Annotated in this window: 15 protein-coding genes and 1 pseudogene; 11 read left to right on the top strand and 5 right to left on the bottom strand. The window is 64.4% G+C overall.

Going from position 1 to position 18,449, the window contains the following annotated elements; genetic code table 11:
- Positions 1-103: 103 nt before the first annotated feature.
- Together RX327_RS29290 and RX327_RS29285 are read left to right on the top strand one after the other, a co-directional pair.
- Entirely contained in the window at positions 104-1,165 is a 1,062-nt protein-coding gene (locus RX327_RS29290) for a hypothetical protein (protein ID WP_028332655.1), read from the top strand.
- Between the two features lie 300 nt (positions 1,166-1,465).
- The gene (locus tag RX327_RS29285; protein ID WP_050383275.1) at positions 1,466-3,832 is read left to right on the top strand and encodes a TonB-dependent receptor; all 2,367 of its coding nucleotides are present in this window, start codon (positions 1,466-1,468) and stop codon (positions 3,830-3,832) included.
- Positions 3,833-3,996: 164 nt separating this feature from the next.
- Here RX327_RS29285 and RX327_RS29280 read toward each other — a convergent pair whose 3' ends face one another.
- Complete coding sequence (locus tag RX327_RS29280) at positions 3,997-5,349, bottom strand: malonyl-CoA decarboxylase (protein WP_317247884.1); 1,353 nt, start codon at positions 5,347-5,349, stop codon at positions 3,997-3,999.
- 158 nt (positions 5,350-5,507) lie between these two features.
- Positions 5,508-6,308 (bottom strand): helix-turn-helix transcriptional regulator, encoded by an 801-nt coding sequence (locus RX327_RS29275; protein ID WP_317247883.1) that lies wholly within the window; start codon positions 6,306-6,308, stop codon positions 5,508-5,510.
- A gap of 74 nt (positions 6,309-6,382) precedes the next feature.
- On the opposite strand from RX327_RS29275, the gene RX327_RS29270 reads away from it, so the two are divergent.
- From RX327_RS29270 to RX327_RS29245, 6 genes are all read left to right on the top strand, one after another.
- Positions 6,383-7,573 carry an MFS transporter gene (locus tag RX327_RS29270; RefSeq protein WP_317247882.1) on the top strand — a complete coding sequence of 397 codons (1,191 nt, stop codon included), beginning with the start codon at positions 6,383-6,385 and terminating at the stop codon, positions 7,571-7,573.
- Between the two features lie 208 nt (positions 7,574-7,781).
- Entirely contained in the window at positions 7,782-9,326 is a 1,545-nt protein-coding gene (locus RX327_RS29265; protein WP_317247881.1) for an SUMF1/EgtB/PvdO family nonheme iron enzyme, read from the top strand.
- A 58-nt stretch (positions 9,327-9,384) separates the two neighbouring features.
- Positions 9,385-9,789, top strand: coding sequence for a DUF4399 domain-containing protein (locus tag RX327_RS29260; protein ID WP_410712201.1), 405 nt, complete (start codon positions 9,385-9,387; stop codon positions 9,787-9,789).
- Positions 9,790-9,946: 157 nt separating this feature from the next.
- Positions 9,947-10,693: a transporter substrate-binding domain-containing protein gene (locus tag RX327_RS29255; protein ID WP_082190471.1), complete on the top strand. Its 747-nt coding sequence runs from the start codon at positions 9,947-9,949 to the stop codon at positions 10,691-10,693.
- A 400-nt stretch (positions 10,694-11,093) separates the two neighbouring features.
- Positions 11,094-11,912 carry a formate/nitrite transporter family protein gene (locus RX327_RS29250; protein ID WP_317247879.1) on the top strand — a complete coding sequence of 273 codons (819 nt, stop codon included), beginning with the start codon at positions 11,094-11,096 and terminating at the stop codon, positions 11,910-11,912.
- Positions 11,913-12,073: 161 nt separating this feature from the next.
- Positions 12,074-13,810: a bifunctional protein-serine/threonine kinase/phosphatase gene (locus tag RX327_RS29245; RefSeq protein WP_317247878.1), complete on the top strand. Its 1,737-nt coding sequence runs from the start codon at positions 12,074-12,076 to the stop codon at positions 13,808-13,810.
- Positions 13,811-14,023: 213 nt separating this feature from the next.
- Here the strand turns inward: RX327_RS29245 and RX327_RS29240 are convergent, their stop codons facing one another.
- Together RX327_RS29240 and RX327_RS29235 are read right to left on the bottom strand one after the other, a co-directional pair.
- Positions 14,024-14,818: an extracellular solute-binding protein gene (locus RX327_RS29240; protein ID WP_050383225.1), complete on the bottom strand. Its 795-nt coding sequence runs from the start codon at positions 14,816-14,818 to the stop codon at positions 14,024-14,026.
- A 238-nt stretch (positions 14,819-15,056) separates the two neighbouring features.
- A complete protein-coding gene (locus RX327_RS29235) occupies positions 15,057-16,280 on the bottom strand; it encodes a polyhydroxyalkanoate depolymerase (RefSeq protein ID WP_317247877.1) in 1,224 nt (407 codons plus the stop codon).
- Positions 16,281-16,453: 173 nt separating this feature from the next.
- Here RX327_RS29235 and RX327_RS29230 point away from each other — a divergent pair.
- The 3 genes and pseudogenes from RX327_RS29230 to RX327_RS29220 all read left to right on the top strand — a co-directional run bounded on the left by RX327_RS29230 (position 16,454) and on the right by RX327_RS29220 (position 18,029).
- Positions 16,454-17,105, top strand: a pseudogene (locus RX327_RS29230) (glutathione S-transferase family protein).
- 321 nt (positions 17,106-17,426) lie between these two features.
- The gene (locus tag RX327_RS29225; RefSeq protein ID WP_021080031.1) at positions 17,427-17,861 is read left to right on the top strand and encodes a cupin domain-containing protein; all 435 of its coding nucleotides are present in this window, start codon (positions 17,427-17,429) and stop codon (positions 17,859-17,861) included.
- A 30-nt stretch (positions 17,862-17,891) separates the two neighbouring features.
- A complete protein-coding gene (locus tag RX327_RS29220) occupies positions 17,892-18,029 on the top strand; it encodes a hypothetical protein (protein WP_167350381.1) in 138 nt (45 codons plus the stop codon).
- 90 nt (positions 18,030-18,119) lie between these two features.
- Here RX327_RS29220 and RX327_RS29215 read toward each other — a convergent pair whose 3' ends face one another.
- Positions 18,120-18,344, bottom strand: a complete 225-nt coding sequence (locus tag RX327_RS29215) for a hypothetical protein (RefSeq protein ID WP_028332642.1) — start codon at positions 18,342-18,344, stop codon at positions 18,120-18,122.
- Positions 18,345-18,449 lie beyond the last annotated feature (105 nt).

Below are 18,449 nucleotides of genomic sequence, written 5' to 3'. Positions count from 1 at the left end.
ATTATTGAACGTTGCTCATTTCCGGATATACTCATGAGGACAGGGCGTCTTTCTCCCGGATGATCAGGGGGTAGGCGCGAAAACCGGCCGTGAGGATAGCTGCATGCCATATTCAGCCAAGGATCTCCGGGACGCCGCAAATGCCGGGGTGATCAGCCCGGCCGATCTGGAACGGTTGCTCGCTTTCCTGGCGAGCAGCGCCGGGCAGGGTCCGGCGGGCGATGCAAGTCCCGCCGCCAAATTCGATGCCGCGCATGTGCTCTGGTACGCTGGCGCGCTCATCGTGATCGGTGCCATGGGCTTGTTCTCGACCCTGGCCTTCACCCAGATGGGCGGTCGCGCGCTGACGGCCTGCGCGATCGCCTATGCGGTCGGGTTCAGCGTGGCGGGTCACCACCTCTGGCACGACAAGAATCTGCGGGTTCCCGGCGGCCTGCTGATCGCGATCGCGGTCTCGATGGCGCCGCTCGCGGTCTACGGAATCCAGGACGAGCTTGGCTGGTGGGGCAAGTTCGGCAAGCCGGGAACCGTGCAGGACTTCTACGTCTGGGTGAAGGGCAGCTGGATCTTCATGGAGATCGCGACCGTCGCCGCCGGCGTCGTGGCGTTGCGCTACTACCGCTTCGCTTTCATCGTCGCGATCATCTCGGTCGCGCTGTGGTTCATGTCGATGGACCTGGCGCCGTGGTTCAGCGGCATGGCTCACGCAGATTTCGAGATGCGCCGCAGGGTGTCGATCTGGTTCGGACTCGCCGTGCTCGCGGTGGCCTGGATCGTGGACTATCGCAGCCGCAACGGCGACTTTGCGTTCTGGCTGCATTTGTTCGGCCTGATGGCGTTCTGGGGCGGAATTAGCGCGTCCGAAGGTTCAACCGAATTGAGCAAGGCAGTGTACTGCCTGCTCAATGTCGGCCTGATCGTGATCGCCGTGATCTTGATGCGGCGCGCCTATGCGGTGTTCGGCGCGTTCGGCATCTGCCTCTATCTCGGCCATCTCGCCGACGTCGTCTTCAAGGACTCGCTGTGGTTTCCGTTCTCGCTGTCGCTGATCGGGATTGCCGTGATCGCCGCAGGCCTGCTCTACCATCGCAACCAGCGTGCGATCACCGGCTGGATCGACGCGCATCTGCCGGCGGGGTTGCGGCCGCGGTCTGCAACCGCATGACCGCGACGTCCTGATCGTTTTAGAACCGCTACAATCTGGAATCGCTACAAGAAGTGCGGCGCGCAAGCGCCGCTCTTCTTTTCCAGGCGCAAATCCGGAAGCCAACAGAAACCATTCGCATCCTTGACTTTTCCAACCCTGCGCTCGCCGCGAGGTGTATCCGCGTCCATTCGTCGCGATTTTATTCCGTCGTCACGCAAAAATTTTCTCAGCTCCGACGTCTGGACGCACAGCGCCTCACCTCACTAGAGGACGGCGCATCGCCTTCAGCGAAGGCGAGAGTTGCTTGGGGACGACGTCATGACATCAAGATCAAAAGCCAATCGTCGCACTGTCTCGCGCGCGAAGCTTGCGCTGCTCACGGCGAGCTATCTCGCGCTGAGCGTTCCGCTCGCAACATCTGCCGCACAGGCGCAATCGGCGCCGCCGCAGGCCGGCGCCTCGTCGCTGCCGCCGGTGACAGTCACCCCGCCGGCCACGCAACGCCGCCGCAGCGCGCCGTCGACATCGCGTAACACCGCCGCAGCACGAGGCCGCCGCACCCAGACGGCACGGCGGATCGCGCCGGTGGCAAAACCCTTCGCGGAATCGCAGGACGCCCGCACCGGCACGTCAGGCTATTTCGCCAACAGCACGTCGGTGGCGACCAGGACCAACACCGCAATCGTCAACATCCCGCAATCGCTCAACGTGATCACGCGGGAGCTGATCCGCGACCAGAACTATCAGGGCCTCACCGACGTCACCCGCTATGTCCCCGGCGTTGCCGTGCATCAGGGCGAGGGCAATCGCGACGAGCTCGTGATCCGCGGCGTCGATTCCAGCGCCAACTTCTTCGTCAACGGCTTTCGCGACGACGTGCAGTATTTCCGCGACATGTACAACGCCCAGAGCATCGAGGTGCTGAAGGGGCCGAGCGCGCTGACCTTCGGCCGCGGCGCCGGCGGCGGCCTGCTCAACCGCACGCTGAAGGAAGCCGACGGCAACCGCGTCTACGAGGCGACGGCGCAAACCGGCTCATGGGGCGATCGCCGCGTCAGCCTCGACGCCGGGCAGGCGATCAACGACAACGTCGCAGCGCGGCTCAACGTGTTCTACGAGGGAGCCGACGCCTTCCGCGATTTCAACCATCTCGAGCGCTACGGCATCAATCCGACGGTAACGCTGAAGCCCGACGACAACACCAAAATCAAACTGAGCTACGAGTACTTTCACGACGAGCGTACCGCCGACCGCGGCAATCCCTCGCAGGGTCTGCCGGGTGGCGCGACCCGCTTCAACCCGACCACGCCGTTCGCGCCGAACGGCGACTTCTCGACCTTCTTCGGCAGCCCAAGCCTGAACACCGCGCAGGCGACGGTGCAGACCGGCATGGCGATCATCGAGCACGATTTCGAGAACGGGCTGACGGTGCGCAACGGCACCTTCGCCGCCGACTACCAGAAATTCTATCAGAACGTCTATCCGACCGGCGGCCCGCTCGCGGGCGCGGTCAATCCTGCTGACACGGCGGTCAATCTCGGCGCCTACCAGCACACGACGAACCGCGACAACGTCTTCAACCAGACCGATTTCACCTACAAGACCTGGACCGGGCCGCTGTTCCACACGGTCGGCTTCGGCGCCGAGTTCGGCCGGCAGACCGGCGTCGACATCCGCAACACCGGCGTGTTCCCGAACGGCACCAACACCATCGTGCAGAACCCGTTCGCGCCGACCTATTTCGGTCCGGTGACGTTCCTTCACCACTTCACCGGCACCAATACCGACGGCGTCACCACGCCCGATTCGAACAGCCGCTACGCGCTGAACATCCAGTCCGGCTATCTCAGGGACACCATCGAGATTTCGCGCGCCGTGCAGATCATCGCCGGCGCGCGGTTCGATCGCTACGACATGTCGGCCACCGACATGAACACCAGCATCAATCGCAATCGCGTCGACAATCTGGTCTCGCCGCAGGGCGCCCTGATCATCAAGCCGATCGATTCGATGTCGGTCTATACCGCCTACAGCGTCTCCTTCCTGCCGGCCTCGGGCGACCAGTTCAGCGCGCTGAACGACGGCACGCTGATCCTGCAGCCGCAGCGCTTCGAGAATGTCGAGCTCGGCATGAAGTGGAACATCAACCCGAAGCTGTTGTTCTCGACCGCGGTGTACAATCTGAACCGCACCAACCAGCCGATCGCCGACGGCAACAATCCCGGCTTCTTCTTCCCCTCCGGCAGCACGCTCACGCGAGGCGTCGAGGCGAGCCTGACCGGCTATGTCACCGCGCAATGGCAATCGTCGCTGGCCTATGCCTACACCGACGCGAAGATCACCGGCGCGACCTCGGCGACCGTCGTGCCCGGCAACCGCGTCCAGCTGGTGCCGTACAATCAGTTTGCCTGGTGGAACAAGTATCAGTTCACGCCGATGTGGGCCGCCGCGCTCGGCGTGATCTATTTCGGCGATTCCTTCGCCTCGTCCGACGACACGGTGCGGCTGCCGAGCTTCGTGCGCTTCGATGCGGCGATCTATGCCAAGATCGACGAGACCTGGAGCGCCCAGCTCAACGTCGAGAACATTTTCGACAAGGGCTATTGGGCGTCGGCTGACGGCAACAACAATATCTCGCCGGGACAGGGCCGGACGGTAAGGCTGATGGCGCGGGCGAGGTTCTAGGCGGCGAGAGCGTCGACGACGTGCGGTCATTGCGAGGAGCGAAGCGACGAAGCAATCCATTTCTCCGCATGTGTGGAGAGATGGATTGCTTCGCGGAGCCGTCATCCGGCGGCGCTTTGCGCCGGCCGGGTGGCTCGCAATGACCGGGATGGAGTTCGGCTTGCCTAGCCCAGCCGCATATCCAGCAGCCGCCGGCCCTCGCTCTTCAGCAGCTTCTTCACGGCGCTCGACGCAACCACCTCGCCGTCGTTGGCGTAGGCCTCGTGGTTCTTCTCGATGTCGTCGAGGCGGTAGAGGTAGTTGACCATGATGCCCGCCGATTCGCGGATGCCCTTCGGCGAGAGGTCTCCGAGCCAGTTGATGCGCTCGAGCCTTGCGCCGTTGCCGAGATGGAAGCGCGCGACGGAATCGATCAGCCGGCCCTTCGGCGTGCGTGCCTTGAGGAAATAATGCGCCGCGAGCGGCTCCAGCACGCTGCGCAGCTGGGTCGCGAGCTCGGCGTTCTCGAACCAGTCGGGCTTGCCGAGGCTTTCCAGCAGCTGGCGGTCCTCCTCGGTGAGCTGCACGTCGTCGGCCTGCTTGACCCACTGCATGAAGCCCGGCACCGGCGACAGTGTCACGAAGGTGTCGAGCTTCGGCAATTCGCGGCGCAGCTCTTCCACCACCTGCTTGATCAGGAAGCTGCCGAAGGAGATGCCGCCGAGGCCGCGCTGGGTATTGGAGATCGAATAGAACACGGCGGTGCGCGCGCGCTCGATCGGCAGGTACTGGCGGTCGACCGCGAGCAGCGGCGCGATGGCGCCCGGGATGGTCTCGGTCAGCGCCACCTCGACGAAGATCAGGGGCTCGTCGACCATCGCCGGATGGAAGAACGCGTAGCAGCGGCGATCGACCGGATCGATGCGGCGGCGCAGATCGTCCCAGTCGCTGATCTCATGCACGGCTTCGTAGCGGATGATCTTTTCGAGGATGTTGGCCGGGGTCGACCAGTCGATCCTGCGCAGCACGAGAAACCCCCTGTTGAACCAGGACGAGAGCAGATGCACCACGTCGCGATCGAGCGCGGCGAGGTCCTTGTTGCCCTTCATCAATGAAAGCAGATCCGACCGGATCGACACCAGCTCGCCGGTGCCGCCCGGCGCGCGATTGAGCCGGCGGATCAATTCCTGGCGGCGCGGCTCGGAGGCGAAATGCAGGTCGCTGGCGTCGTCGCCATTGGCTTTGGCGCGCCAGCTTTCGATCGCCTGCGCAAGCTTGGCGTGATCGGGGCCGAAATCGCGGGCCAGCGTCTGGAAGAACGACAGCCGCCCGGCGGCATCGAGATGGTGGTAGCTGTCGAGCACCTCACGCGCCATCGCGGTGCCGGAGGCTTCGCCCCGGCCCGACAGCAGCGCATCGCACAATTCCAGCAGTTCGGACGCATCCTGCTTGTCGTCGGCCGGGCTGGCGCGGCCGAGCAGGACGCGGCCGCGTTCGGAAATCGTCGAGAGCAGGTCTGAGAAGAAGGCATTGGCCATGAGCAGGTCGTATCCAGCAGGTCGTATCAAGTGAAGCCGGACCTTACACGGGATTTAAGGTCCGGAGCACTGCAATCAAGCGCAGGGATCGTACGGAAATATGTCGCAGCGCGACAGCGGTATAATTCGTCATCGCTGCGCCCGGTGACAAACCCCGTTCACGTTTTCTCCGCGAACGCGGTCGGTGTCTTGCCGGTAACCTGGCGGAACGCGTGGGAGAATGCCGGCACGCTGGCATAGCCGAGCTGGGTGGCGAGCTGCTTCACCGACACGGTCGCGCTGCTCGACAGGCGCTGGATCGCGGAGGCGATGCGGGCGCGCTGGCACCAGCTCTTGAAGCTCAGCTGCGTCTCGCTCGAGAACAGCCGCGACAGCGTGCGGGCGGAGGTTCCGACCTCGCGCGCCAGCGTGTCGATATCATGGTCCTTGGTCGGATCGGCCAGCACGATGTCGGCGGCGCGCCGGCAGCGCGGCTCCTGCGGCAGCGGGATGAAGGTCGCGGAGTCCTCGGCCTGGTGCAGCTCAAGCATCACGAGGCGGATCAACAGATCGGTGCGCTCGCGTCCGCATGAGGCGTCGAACAGCGCGAGGATCGCCTGGTTCAGCAGCGGCGACACCCTCACCACGAATTCCCTGGTTAATCCCTCATAGCGCTTCTCGCGCTTGAGCCAGGGCAGGTCGAAATACAGCGTGCGCATCTCGATGTCGGCGAGCAGGTCGATGGCATGTTGAAGCCCGGCCGGCACCCAGACCGCGCGGTCCGGCGGCACCAGCCAGCGTCCCCCCGGCGTCGTCACCTGCATCGTGCCCTTGGCCGCATAGATCAGCTGCGCCTCGCGGTGCAGGTGCGGTTCGATCCGGACGCCCTTGCGATAGCTGCGCGCCACCAGATGCACGCCGTCCCCGGTGACGCGCCGGTCCTGGTGGAGGGCTCTTATTGGCGGCTCAGCGATAGTCATTGGCGACATCCCGTCAGGACAAGCACCTATAACCTATTTTCGAGCAATTGAAGAATCGCGTGAGAGACGTGCCGATGAACAGTCCTAGCAACAGCCCAAGCCGGGTCATCAGTTTCGTCAACGCAGGCCATTTCATCGACCATTATTCGATGCTGATCTTCGCCGCCGCTGTCATCATCATGGGCCCGGCGCTCGGCATGACCTATTCGGAGCTCCTGCCTTACGCGACGCCGGGCTTCGTCGCCTTCGGAGCGGGCTCGCTGCTGACCGGCTGGCTCGGGGACCGCTGGAGCCGCCGCCACATGATGCTGATCTTCTTCGTCGGCATCGGCGCCTCCATGATCGCGGTCGGCTTCGTGCAGACGCAGGTCGAGCTCGGCGCGGCGCTGCTCGCGATCGGCATCTTCGCCTCGATCTATCACCCCGTCGGCACCGCCATGATCGTGTCCTATGCCGACCGGCTCGGCCGCGAGATGGGCATCAACGGTGTCTGGGGCAATCTCGGCGTTGCCTCCTCGGCCCTGGTCACCGGCGTGATCGGCCAATATCTCGGCTGGCGCTTTGCGTTCATCGTTCCCGGCGTGGTCACGGTCCTGATCGGCATCGGCTTCGCGATGAGCGTCGTGCACGAGGATCGCAAGGGTTCCAGGCAGGCGGCGGCCCAGGCGCGAGTCGCCAGGCAGGACATGTGGCGCGTGATCCTGGCGCTGCTGATCGTCGTGATCGCGATCTCCACGACCTTCAACGCCGTCACCGTCGCGCTGCCGAAGCTGTTCGCCGAGCGGCTCGCGGACCTGACCAGGAGCCCGGCGCTGCTCGGCGTCATCGCCGCCTGCGTCTACGTGTTCGGCGCGATGACGCAGTACACGATCGGCCGGCTGCTCGACCGCTATTCGCTGAAGACCGTGGCGCTGCCGCTGTCCTTCATGCTGGCGCCGTTCCTGTATCTGGCCGCCAGCCTGAACAACCTGCCGCTCATCCTGGTGTCGATCGGCATCGTCATGGGCGCGTTCGGACAGGTCACGGTCAACGACGCCATGGTCGGCAAGTACACCACCGAGGAGTGGCGCTCGCGCGCCTACGCGGTGCGCTATTTCGTCGGCTTCACCGCGGCCGGCGCCTCCGTCGGCCTGGTCGCCTGGCTCTACGAGCAGGGCGGCTTCGTCACCATGCTGCACGCCTTCGCCGCGCTCTGCCTGCTCGCGATCGCGGCCGCGATCATCCTGCCGCGCGAGATCCGCACCCCGGCCACGCAGGCGGGCTGATACGGGACGTTTGCGCCGTCTGCCGTCGAGGCGATGCGCGCGCCGACCCGCGGTGCGCCGCTCGGGCACCGCCGGCAAACCGTGACCTGGTCACGGTTCGTCAACTTTGTTCCAACTCGAAGGTGTGGTAAGGTCCAAGTGGGCCTCGGGGACGACGGCGCCGGTTGCGCCTCGAGCACGCAATTTTCTTTGGAGCAGCCGGAGCGCCATGGGAGAAATTCGCGACTTCAAGTCAGGCCGGTCACAGCCCGACAATACACAGCCTCCCGGCGATTCAATGCCGCGGCGCCTCGCGGCGATCGTAGCGGGCGATATCGCCGGCTACAGCCGGTTGATGCAGCTCGATGAGGAAGGCACGCATACGCGCGTCAAGCGGACCCTGCGCGATCTGATCGAGCCCACGATTGCCGAGCACCACGGCAAGCTGGTCAAGACCACCGGCGACGGCTTTATCGCGATGTTCGACAGTCCGGTCGAGGCCGTCCGTTGCAGCATCGTGATCCAGCAGAACATGATCGGCCGCAACGCGGCGATCGCGAGAGATCAGTGGATCGAGTACCGGATCGGGGTCAACCTCGGCGACGTCATCATCGAGCCCGACGATATCTATGGCGACGGCGTCAACGTGGCCTCGCGCCTGGAAGGAATCGCGGCGCCGGGTGACGTCTTTATCTCCGGCGCGATCTACGAACAGATCAAGCACAAGGTCGTGTGCGGCTATGAGTCGCTCGGCGACCGCAAGGTCAAGAACATCACCGATCCCGTGCGCGTCTATCGGGTGCTGCCGGATGCAGCCGCGTACCAACGGACGCGCAGGCGCCGTGAGTCCATCCTGCTCACGCTGCTCGGACTGGCGATCGCGATCATCGCGGGGGGCGTGCTGTGGTATCTGCTCGCGCAACCGCGCGGCAAGCCGGCCGACGTGGCACAGGCGCCTCCGTCACCGACGGCATCGCCTGCCGTCCAGCCGCCGGCACCAAGCCCGGCTCCGACCCAAACCGCAAGTCCAACCCCGGCGGCACCGACGCAGCAAGCGTCGCCTCAACCCGCGCCCTCGGCGAGCCCCACCCCGGATCTGCCGGAGCCCGAACTGGTCTCGCTTCAAGCTGGCAGCTTCTCGATGGGAAGCAATGACGATCCTTCGGAGCGGCCGATCCGCCGGGTGACGGTCAGGCCCTTTGCCATGGGCAAATATCCGGTCACGGTCCGCGAATGGAACGCCTGCGCGGCGGCCAAGGCCTGTGGCTTCACGGCCAGCGGCAAGGACGACGTTCCGGTCACCAATGTGAGCTGGAGCGATGCGAAGCAATATGTGACTTGGCTCGCCGAGCGCACCAAGAAGCCCTACCGGCTGCCGAGCGAAGCCGAGTGGGAATATGCGGCGCGCGGCGGAACGCAATCGAAGTACTGGTGGGGCGACCAGATGCAATCGGGCCACGCCGGATGCAAGGATTGCGGCGGCGGCAGTTCGGCCGAGCAGCCGGTCAAGGTCGGCAGCTACAAGCCGAATCCGTTCGGCCTCTACGACATGGGCGGCGGGGTCGATCAATGGGTCGAGGATTGCTGGCACAGGAATTACCAGGGCGCGCCGACCGACGGTGCGGTCTGGTCCGGCGGCGACTGCGCCTCCCATGTCATCCGCTCCGGCTCGTGGAAGAATGACGCACGCTATGTGCGTCCGGCCAATCGCGATAATTACGACACCAATGTCCGTTATCCGACCCACGGTTTCCGGGTCGCACTGTCTCCCTGAGCGGTCATCCCTGATCGCCAGGCTTCATGGAGGGGCTATGAAAAGTGCAGGCTTGATCATGCTCGCCGCGGCGCTGACGCTGTTCGTGGCTCCGGCCGACGCGCAGAACAAGCCGGCCGGCAAGGACACCAAGCTGTATTTCATCTGGCCACGCGACGGCGCTAAGCTAAAAAGCCCGTTCTGGTGCCGCTTTGGCCTGCGCAACATGGGCGTGACGCATGCCGGCGACGACTACCAGAACAGCGGCCATCACCATCTTCTGATCGACGTGAATGAGCCGTTGAACCCGAATGAGCCGATTCCGTCGGACAAGTCTCATCTGCACTTCGGTGCGGGCCAGACCGAGACGCAGCTCGATCTGGCGCCCGGCAAGCATACCTTGCAGTTGGTGCTTGGCGACGCCAAGCACTATCCATTCAGCCCGCCGGTCGTCTCCGAAAAAATCACCATCCGGGTCAGATAGGCCGATACGGATGGCTCCCTTGCGAGAACCGGCGCTTGCGCAAGGCTGCGTCGTGCGGTTTGTTGCGCGCCTGCCGGACAGCAAGATTCGGCATGGAGGAAGTCTGATGTCGTCTCGACTGCTGCGTCTGGCCGGCCTCGTCCTGGGAGTGATTGTCATGGCCACATCAGCGGATGCCGACGCCTTGAAGGATCAGATCGCGCCGACCGGAAAGCTCCGGGTCGCGATCGCCATCAGCCCGGCCGGCGGCGCGTTCTGGTCGACCAAGACCGAGAACGGCTATGCGGGCGTTCCCGTCGATCTCGGCCGCGAGATGGCGGCGCAACTCGGCATCCCGGTCGAATATGTCGTGCATCAGAATTCCGGCCAGATCACCGACGCGGCGGCCAGGAACACCTGGGACATCACCTTCCTGCCCAAGGATCCCGAGCGCGAGACCAGGATGACGTTCGGGCCGATCTACGAGGTTGCCGACGCCACCTATATCGTCAAACCCGGCTCGACGATCACGAATTTCGCCACGCTCGACCAGGACGGCGTCAAGGTGGCTGCCGTCAATGCCACCACGACGATGCGCGGCGCGATCGCCCATCTCAAGCACGCCAAGGTCACGGGCTATCAGACCTATGACGAGATCTTCAATCTGCTGAAGAGCGGCGAGATCGACGCGTTCGCATTGTCGCGCGATCAGCTCAACGCGATGGCGAAGAAGATCCCGGGCACGCGCGTGCTGGACGAGACCTTCAAGCAGACCGTCACCGCGGTCGCGGTGCCGCTCAACCATCCGCTCGCCGCGGCCTTCGCCACCAGGTTCATGACGGAGGCGATCGCCAACGGTACGCTGCGCAAGGCCTATGACGCTAACGGCCTGAAGGACACGCCAGTCCGCACCGAGGTGAAGTAGCGGCGCATCGGCAGGCTGACACGCGGTCGCGCCGGGCCCGCGGCCGGGCTCCGCATTTTTCGTGGGCGACATCTGTGCAGGCTGCATAAATCCGCGCCATCGCGCCGGCCGGTTCCTCTGTAGATCAGCTAAGTCATTGCATTAACGGCAATTTCGGGCCCGGCGCCGGCGGCTCCGGTTGGCATATGCATTGCTTTTGGTTGGATCAGTCAATGACGACTGCCGTCCTCCGGATTGCCGAGGCCAATGCTGGCCGCGGCGAGGGGATCAAGGCGCCCGGCCCGGGCGTCTCGAGCAATCGTTGAACCCCCCATCTCCCGGACGAACGAGCATTTCAACCAACCCGCGTCGCTTCCGGCAGGCAACCGGCGCGGCCGAATTGCGCAAGGGGATTTTACGAATGGCGTATCTCGCGCCTTCAGAATTCGTCACCAAGATGGTGGATGCGGGCGAGTCCAAGATCTTCATGTCCACCCGGGATACCATCATCCGCGCCTACATGGCCGGCGCGATCCTGGCACTGGCGGCCTGGTTCGCCGTCACCATCAACGTCAACACCGGCCAGCCGCTGATCGGCGCGCTGCTCTTTCCGGTCGGTTTTTCCATGCTCTATCTTTTGGGCTTTGACCTTCTGACCGGCGTCTTCGTGCTCGCGCCGCTGGCCCTGATCGACAAGCGCCCGGGCGTCACTCTCGGCGGCGTGCTGCGCAATTGGGGCCTCGTGTTCGTCGGCAACTTCGCCGGTGCCTTCACGGTTGCCTTCATGATGGCTTTCGTCACGACCTTCGGCTTCACCCAGGAGCCCGACAAAGTCGGCATGACCATCGGCAATATCGGCGAAGGGCGCACGCTGGGCTATGCCGCGCACGGCGCAGCAGGCATGGCGACGCTGTTCTTGCGCGGCATGCTCTGCAACTGGATGGTCTCGACCGGCGTCGTCGGCGCCATGATCTCGACCTCGGTCCCGGGCAAGGTCATCGCGATGTGGATGCCGATCCTGGTGTTCTTCTACATGGTGTTCGAGCATTCCGTCGTGAACATGTTCCTGTTCCCGTCCGGGCTGCTGCTCGGCGCGAAGTTCTCGATCATGGATTATCTGATCTGGAACGAGATCCCGACCGTGCTCGGCAACCTCGTCGGCGGCCTCGCCTTCACCGGCATGACGCTCTACACCACGCATGTGAAGACGGCGCCGAAGCGCCAGCGCCTCGCGGCTTGATCGTGGCCGGCTGGAGCATGATCCGGAAAAGTGTGAAGCGGCTTTCCGAGAAGATCATGCTCAGACAAGAAGCCAAAGCGCGATGACGATTCAACATAATCTCGTCGCGCTTTGGTTGGGCTCTCCTGTCCCGGAGGGGCCCATTCGCTTTGGGACGGTCGATGCCGCGCGCGCTGAAAATATCGGTCGGGCAATTCTCTGATCAGGGCCGCAAGGACACCAATCAGGACTTCCACGGCGCCTTGATCCCCGACGAGCCGCTGCTCGGCCTGAAGGGCATCGCGGTGGTGCTTGCCGACGGCATCTCCTCGAGCAGCGTCGGCCGCATCGCCGCCGAATCCGCGGTCAAGAGCTTCCTGACCGACTACTACTGCACCTCGGAATCCTGGTCGGTGAAGACCTCGGCGCAGCGGGTGCTGGAGGCGACCAATTCGTGGCTGCACGCGCAGACAAGGCGCAGCCAGAATCCCTACGACAAGGACAAGGGTTACGTCTGCACGCTGAGCGCCCTGGTCGTCCGGTCGACCACGGCGCATCTGTTCCACGTCGGCGACTCCAGGATCTATCGCGTCGCCGGCAACAGCCTCGAACAACTGACCAACGACCACCGCGTCGTGATCTCCTCGGAGCAGACCTATCTCGGCCGCGCGCTCGGCATCAACCCGCAGCTCGAGATCGACTATCAGGCGCTCCCGCTGGAGCGCGGTGATATCTTCCTGCTGGTGACCGACGGAATCTACGAGCATGTCCCGGCGCGGCAGCTCGCGAAGACGATCAAAGACGGTGCCGCGTCTCTCGATGCTGCGGCGAAATCGATCGTCGAGCAGGCCTATGAGAACGGCAGCCCGGACAATCTCACCGTGCAGATCGTCCGGATCGACGAATTGCCTGACGGCGATGCCAGCGAGGTGTTCGGCCAGCCGACCGAGCTGCCGCTGCCGCCGCTGCTCGATGCAAGAATGCTATTCGACGGCTATCGTATCGTGCGCGAGTTGCACGCATCGCACCGCAGCCACATCTATCTCGCGGTCGACGAGGACAGCGCCACCACAGTCACGATCAAAATCCCCTCGATCGACCTGCGCGACGATCCAGCCTATCTGAAGCGTTTCATGATGGAAGAATGGGTCGCCCGGCGGATCGACAGCCCGCATGTGCTGAAGCCGTGGCTGCCGCAGCGCAAGCGCAATTTCCTTTATGTCGCGATGGAATATATCGATGGCCAGACCCTGACGCAGTGGATCACGGACAATCCAGCGCCGGCGCTGGAGACGGTACGCGGTATCACCGAGCAAATCGCAAAAGGGCTGCGCGCCTTCCACCGCAAGGAGATGCTGCACCAGGACGTCAGGCCCGACAACATCATGATCGACAGGACCGGCACGGTGAAGATCATCGATTTCGGCTCGACGCGGATCGCTGGCGTCGCCGCGGCGGCGCCGGCGGGTGTCGAGGACATCCTGGGCACCCAGCAATACACCGCGCCGGAATATTTCCTCGGCGAGGGTGGCACCGCGCGCTCCGACCTGTTCTCGCTCGGTGTCGTCACCTACCAGATGCTGACGGGACGCTTGCCCTATGGCGCGCAGATCGCGCGGGCCCGGACACGATCCGACTTCAACCGGCTGGTCTATCGTTCGGCCGCGCATGGCGGGCGCGAGATCCCGGGCTGGGTCGACGGCGCGCTGGAGCGCGCCGTGCATGCCAACCCGCTCAAGCGCTATGAGAGCTTTTCGGAGTTCCTGTTCGACCTGCGCAATCCCAACGCAAAATATCTGACGACGTCATCGACCCCGCTGATCGAGCGCAACCCGGTGCTGTTCTGGAAGTCGACCACGCTGCTGCTGGCGCTGGTCGTGGTGCTGCTGCTCGCCTACGGCGCGCATCACTTGCGGTAGCGGCGCCAAATCCGCCAGCCTATCCCCGTCATCCCCGCGCAAAGGCTTCGCCTTTGTCGCTGGAGGCGCGAGCCTTGCGGCGCACTTGCGCCGCTGGGCGAGCCTCGAAGGATGAATCGGCCACTGGCGGGGCCGTGCATCCTTCGAGACGGCCGCGTTGCGGCCTCCTCAGCGCGTCCTGACTTACAAGGATGACGGGTTAGAGGGCCGACTTCAGTGCGTCCCACCCGCCGCAATCGGATCGAGGCCGCTCTTCACCAGCGCGTCGTGCGCATCCGGCGAGGCGAGGAAGCTGATCAGCGCCTTGCCGGCCTCACGCTCCTTTGCAACCGTCGCGATCCCGGCGGAAAACACCGTTATCTTCTGCAACGGCTCCGGCAGCGGTCCGACGATGTCGATGCCGGCAACCGGCTTCAGCTCGGATATCTGCTGCAGGCCGATCTCGGCCTCGCCCTTGGCAACGATCTCGCCGACCGGGGTCGCCGGGATCATCCGCGCCTTGTCTTTCATCTGATCGGCGATGCCGAGCTTTGCGAACATCTCGGTCGAGACATAGACGCCGCTGGCGCTGTCGGAATAGGCGACCGATTTCGCCGCCAGCAGCGCTTGCTTGACGGTGTCGGCCGAACCGATGTCCGGCCTCGGTGCGCCTGATTTCACCGCGATGCCGATCGGCGACTTCACGAGGTCGACGCGGCTGTCGGGCACCACTTTGCCCTGCTTGATGAGATCGCCGAGCGCATAGCCGACCATGATCAGCACGTCGGCCGGCTCGCCGCGCTCCAGCCGCACCGGAATGGCGTTGGTCGTGGTGCCCATCGACGGCCCGAAGGCGGTCACCACCTTGTGCCCGGTCTTGCGTTCGAACTCCGGCACCAGCGCCTTATAGGCCGCCGTCAGCCCGCCCGAGATCATGACATGGACTTCGGCGGCGGATACGGCTGAGGTGAAGGCGAGGGCGCCGATCACGGCAAGCGTGAGGGCACGGAAGGCGGCAGGCGCGCGCATGGAGTTTCTCCCTGGACGATTCTTCGGAAGCGGGTCGTCGTGGCCGGGGAGACTACTGCGCGAAGGCAGGCATGGCTAGCCGCAGCGTCTTTGCGAGGCGTGCAACGATGCAGATGGAGCATTGTCGGGAGGCGAGATTTCGTAGCCCGGATGAAGCGGAGCGAAATCCGGGAGCGGCTTCTCCGCGGAAACACTCTCCCGGATTGCGCTTCGCTTCATCCAGGCTAAGGGGAATCGCTCACGAATTGACGTGCACGAAATCGCGCAGCAGCGGGTAGATCTCGTTGTTCCAGCGCTTGCCGGAGAACACGCCGTAATGGCCGACGCCGGCCTGCATGTGGTGGACGCGCCGATAGGCGCGCACGCCGGTGCAGAGGTCCTGGGCGGCGAGGGTCTGGCCGATCGAGCAGATGTCGTCCTTCTCGCCCTCGACCGTCATCAGGCCCATGCGGCTGACGGCCTTGGTGTTCACCGGGCGGCCGCGATGCATCAGCTTGCCCTGCGGCAGGAGGTGCTCCTGGAACACGTCGCGCACGGTCTCGATGTAGAATTCCGCAGGAAGATCCATCACCGCGAAATATTCGTCGTAGAACGTCTTGATCGTCGCGGCCTTCTCCTTCTCGCCCTTGGCGATGTGGTTGGCGAGGTCGAGATGCTGCTTGATGTGACGCTCGAGATTCATCGAGACGAAGGCCGTGAGCTGCACGAAGCCCGGATAGACCTTGCGCAAGGCGCCGCGGCATTGCACCGGCACGTAGTTGATCAGGTTCTGCTCGAACCACTCGATCGGCTTGCTCTTGGCGAACTCGTTGACCCTGGTCGGCTGGATGCGGGTGTCGATCGGACCTGCCATCAGCGTCAGCGTCGCCGGGCGCGAGGGGTGATTGTCCTCGCACATGATCGCGGCGGCCGCGAGCGCCGAGACGGACGGCTGGCAGATCGCCACCATGTGCGGGCGCGGCCCGAGCTGTCCGAGGAAGTCGATGAGATGATCGGTGTAGTCGTCGAGCCCGAAGCGGCCCTCGCTGCGCGGGATGTCGCGCGGATTGTGCCAGTCGGTGATGTAGACGTCGTGGTCCTGCAGCAGCGTCTTCACGGTGCCGCGCAGCAGCGTGGCGAAATGGCCGGACATCGGCGCCACCAGCAGCATGCGCGGCTGCTCGGCCACGCCGTGTTTCTTGAAGTGCAGCAGCGAGCCGAACGGCGTCGCGTAGGCGATCTCCTCGGTCACGTCTAACTCCCTGTTGCCGACGGTCACGCTGCCGATGCCGTAGTCGGGGCGGGCATAGCTCAGGCTGGAGCGCGAGATCAGTTCGAGCGCGGCCGCGAGCCGGCCGAACGTCCGGTCGGACGCGCCGCGCGGCACCAGATTGAGATAGCGCAACGCCGCTGCGGCGCCGGTCCGCCACGGCGCCGTGAGGTCCATGTGGTTCTGATAGGCCTGGTACAGCATTGACATCATACGCATCCACCCGTGGCCCGGCTTGCCATGCAATATCGACGCCAGAGGCGGGCCGGCCGCCCGGCAAATTGGCACGTGGCTTGCTGCAAAAGCTGATGGCTCCGGGTGCGCGGCGGCTGAACCGGCGCGCGAAGTCCGGGAGCTGAGGACGCGTTCAGGCGTGAGGGACAGATATGGCGAAAGCGACACTCACCATCAGCAGCAAGAATTACTCCTCCTGGTCGCTGCGCGGCTGGCTGCTGGCGAAATTCGCCGGGCTCGAGTTCGAGGAGGTGGTCACCGCGCCCGACGACCCGTCGGCCCGCGCCGAGCTGCTGCTGCTGTCGTCCTCGATCCTGGTGCCCTGCCTGCGCCACGACGGTGCGACGGTCTGGGATACGCTGGCGATCGCCGAATATCTCGCCGAGCTGATGCCGGACGCCGGCCTGTTGCCGGCCGACCGCATCCAGCGCGCCCATTGCCGCTCGATCTCAGGCGAAATCCATTCCGGCTTCACCACGCTGCGCGCCTCGCTGCCGGTCAACCTGAAGGGACACTTTCCCGGCTTCAAGATCTGGTCGCGGGCGCAGGCCGACATCGACCGCGTCTCATCTGGCGCGACTGCCTGGAGAAATCGGGCGGCCCCTTCCTGTTCGGCGCGCAGCGCACCATGGCGGATGCGATGTACGCCCCGGTGGTGACGCGCTTTGTGACCTATGACGTCAAGCTTGAGCCGCGCTTGCGGTGTATGGCAGCACCATCATGGCCATGCCGGAGATGCAGGAATGGATCGCTGCGGCGCGGGAGGAGCCAGCCGAGATCGAGGAGCTCGAGGTCGAATATTAGGCAACGCCCGGCCCGGCCTGCCTGCATCGGCGGCTCAAGCACGAGGCAAACCTTGCTCAATGGGCGTGCCGTCGGCGTCGGGCACCGGCCATGCGCGACGGACGCGCGCGACAGCCACTGAGGCGCAAATTCGTGCCTCGCTCCAAATGCTTCCGCGGCGATGTCAGCGCATGGCGAGACGGTTCGCCGCGGCCCAACCCGGCTGGCAAGGATTTCGCATGGCAATGACCGAGCTGTGACCGCGACGATGCGACGCTGCCGAAAATTTGGACGCCGAGCCGCGCCGCGATCTCGCGAACACGAGAACCGTGGAGGCTTGAAATGAACCAGCACGCCGTCGTCAGCAAATTCTCCCACGTCAAACCCGGTGACACCGAGTTCAAGGGCGGAGGTCTGCGCGACTTCTTCCTGTATCGCGATCTCGGCATCGCCGATGCCACCGGCGGGCAGGTAATCTGCCATCTGGTCAAGGCCAATCCCGACATGCCGCCGGAGCAGGGCACCGGCTGGCACAAGCATCTGTGCGATTTTCAGATCGTCATCATGACCAAGGGCTGGGCGCGCTTCATGTACGAGGACAAGGAGACGCTGGTCGAGGCCGGCGACGTTATCCATCAGCGTCCCGGCATCACCCACTACCTGTTCGATTACTCGAAGGACATGGAATACCTTGAGATCGTCAGCCCCGCCGATTTCAAGACCGTGGACGTGCCGCCGGCGACCGAAACGGTGCCGCCGATCACGCCGTGGAAATGATCGCCAGGAGGACAGAGAGGAGGGATCGCAATGTCGTCTGCGGAGGAGTTAACCTTTGTTATCGGCCGCTGGCTGCGGCCGATCGTCATGCTTCTGTATGTGGTGCGCAGCCTCGGGCTGATGACCACATCTAGCCGTGAACAACGCGGTACGCTGATCGATCAGTGATTCGGACGCGGTTCGTTCCACCCGCGTTCCAAATCTTAAGACACGGTGCGCGCGCGTCGCGTTTTGAAACAGCGCGCGCCGATGCCGGCCTCAGGCCATGCCCGCCTGCTTCTCGCGCGGCATCCGCCAGGCGATGACATTGGCTTCCAGCGCGCCGCCCGTCGTGTCGTTGCGCCACTGGCCGTTGACGAAGCGGCAGGCGAACGGCAGCTGATACGTTCCGCTATGATCCTCACAAAGTACTTCCACGCGCTGTTCCGGCGCAGGTTCGCCATTGCCATCGAATTGCGCCAACCGTTTTTCGCGCGTTGCCATGCGATCTGTCTCCACTGCCCAAGGTCGAGCCAAAAGGGATCGAACCAAACAAGTTCCGAAGGCCCCCGTCCCCACGAGTAGTCCCGTAATGGGTGAAGCACACCG

This window comes from Bradyrhizobium sp. BEA-2-5 (assembly GCF_032918025.1).
GTDB lineage: Bacteria > Pseudomonadota > Alphaproteobacteria > Rhizobiales > Xanthobacteraceae > Bradyrhizobium > Bradyrhizobium pachyrhizi.
The sequence above is the reverse complement of the archived record's forward strand: the minus strand, read 5'-3'. Positions and strand labels throughout refer to the sequence as shown.

What these genes read in the sequence shown, in the direction of transcription:
- RX327_RS29290 (WP_028332655.1), top strand. Translation starts at nt 104, where the DNA reads ATGCCATATTCAGCCAAGGATCTCCGGGACGCCGCAAATGCCGGGGTG.
- RX327_RS29285 (WP_050383275.1), top strand. Translation starts at nt 1,466, where the DNA reads ATGACATCAAGATCAAAAGCCAATCGTCGCACTGTCTCGCGCGCGAAG.
- RX327_RS29280 (WP_317247884.1), bottom strand. Translation starts at nt 5,349, where the DNA reads ATGGCCAATGCCTTCTTCTCAGACCTGCTCTCGACGATTTCCGAACGC.
- RX327_RS29275 (WP_317247883.1), bottom strand. Translation starts at nt 6,308, where the DNA reads ATGACTATCGCTGAGCCGCCAATAAGAGCCCTCCACCAGGACCGGCGC.
- RX327_RS29270 (WP_317247882.1), top strand. Translation starts at nt 6,383, where the DNA reads ATGAACAGTCCTAGCAACAGCCCAAGCCGGGTCATCAGTTTCGTCAAC.
- RX327_RS29265 (WP_317247881.1), top strand. Translation starts at nt 7,782, where the DNA reads ATGGGAGAAATTCGCGACTTCAAGTCAGGCCGGTCACAGCCCGACAAT.
- RX327_RS29260 (WP_410712201.1), top strand. Translation starts at nt 9,385, where the DNA reads ATGCTCGCCGCGGCGCTGACGCTGTTCGTGGCTCCGGCCGACGCGCAG.
- RX327_RS29255 (WP_082190471.1), top strand. Translation starts at nt 9,947, where the DNA reads ATGGCCACATCAGCGGATGCCGACGCCTTGAAGGATCAGATCGCGCCG.
- RX327_RS29250 (WP_317247879.1), top strand. Translation starts at nt 11,094, where the DNA reads ATGGCGTATCTCGCGCCTTCAGAATTCGTCACCAAGATGGTGGATGCG.
- RX327_RS29245 (WP_317247878.1), top strand. Translation starts at nt 12,074, where the DNA reads ATGCCGCGCGCGCTGAAAATATCGGTCGGGCAATTCTCTGATCAGGGC.
- RX327_RS29240 (WP_050383225.1), bottom strand. Translation starts at nt 14,818, where the DNA reads ATGCGCGCGCCTGCCGCCTTCCGTGCCCTCACGCTTGCCGTGATCGGC.
- RX327_RS29235 (WP_317247877.1), bottom strand. Translation starts at nt 16,280, where the DNA reads ATGATGTCAATGCTGTACCAGGCCTATCAGAACCACATGGACCTCACG.
- RX327_RS29225 (WP_021080031.1), top strand. Translation starts at nt 17,427, where the DNA reads ATGAACCAGCACGCCGTCGTCAGCAAATTCTCCCACGTCAAACCCGGT.
- RX327_RS29220 (WP_167350381.1), top strand. Translation starts at nt 17,892, where the DNA reads ATGTCGTCTGCGGAGGAGTTAACCTTTGTTATCGGCCGCTGGCTGCGG.
- RX327_RS29215 (WP_028332642.1), bottom strand. Translation starts at nt 18,344, where the DNA reads ATGGCAACGCGCGAAAAACGGTTGGCGCAATTCGATGGCAATGGCGAA.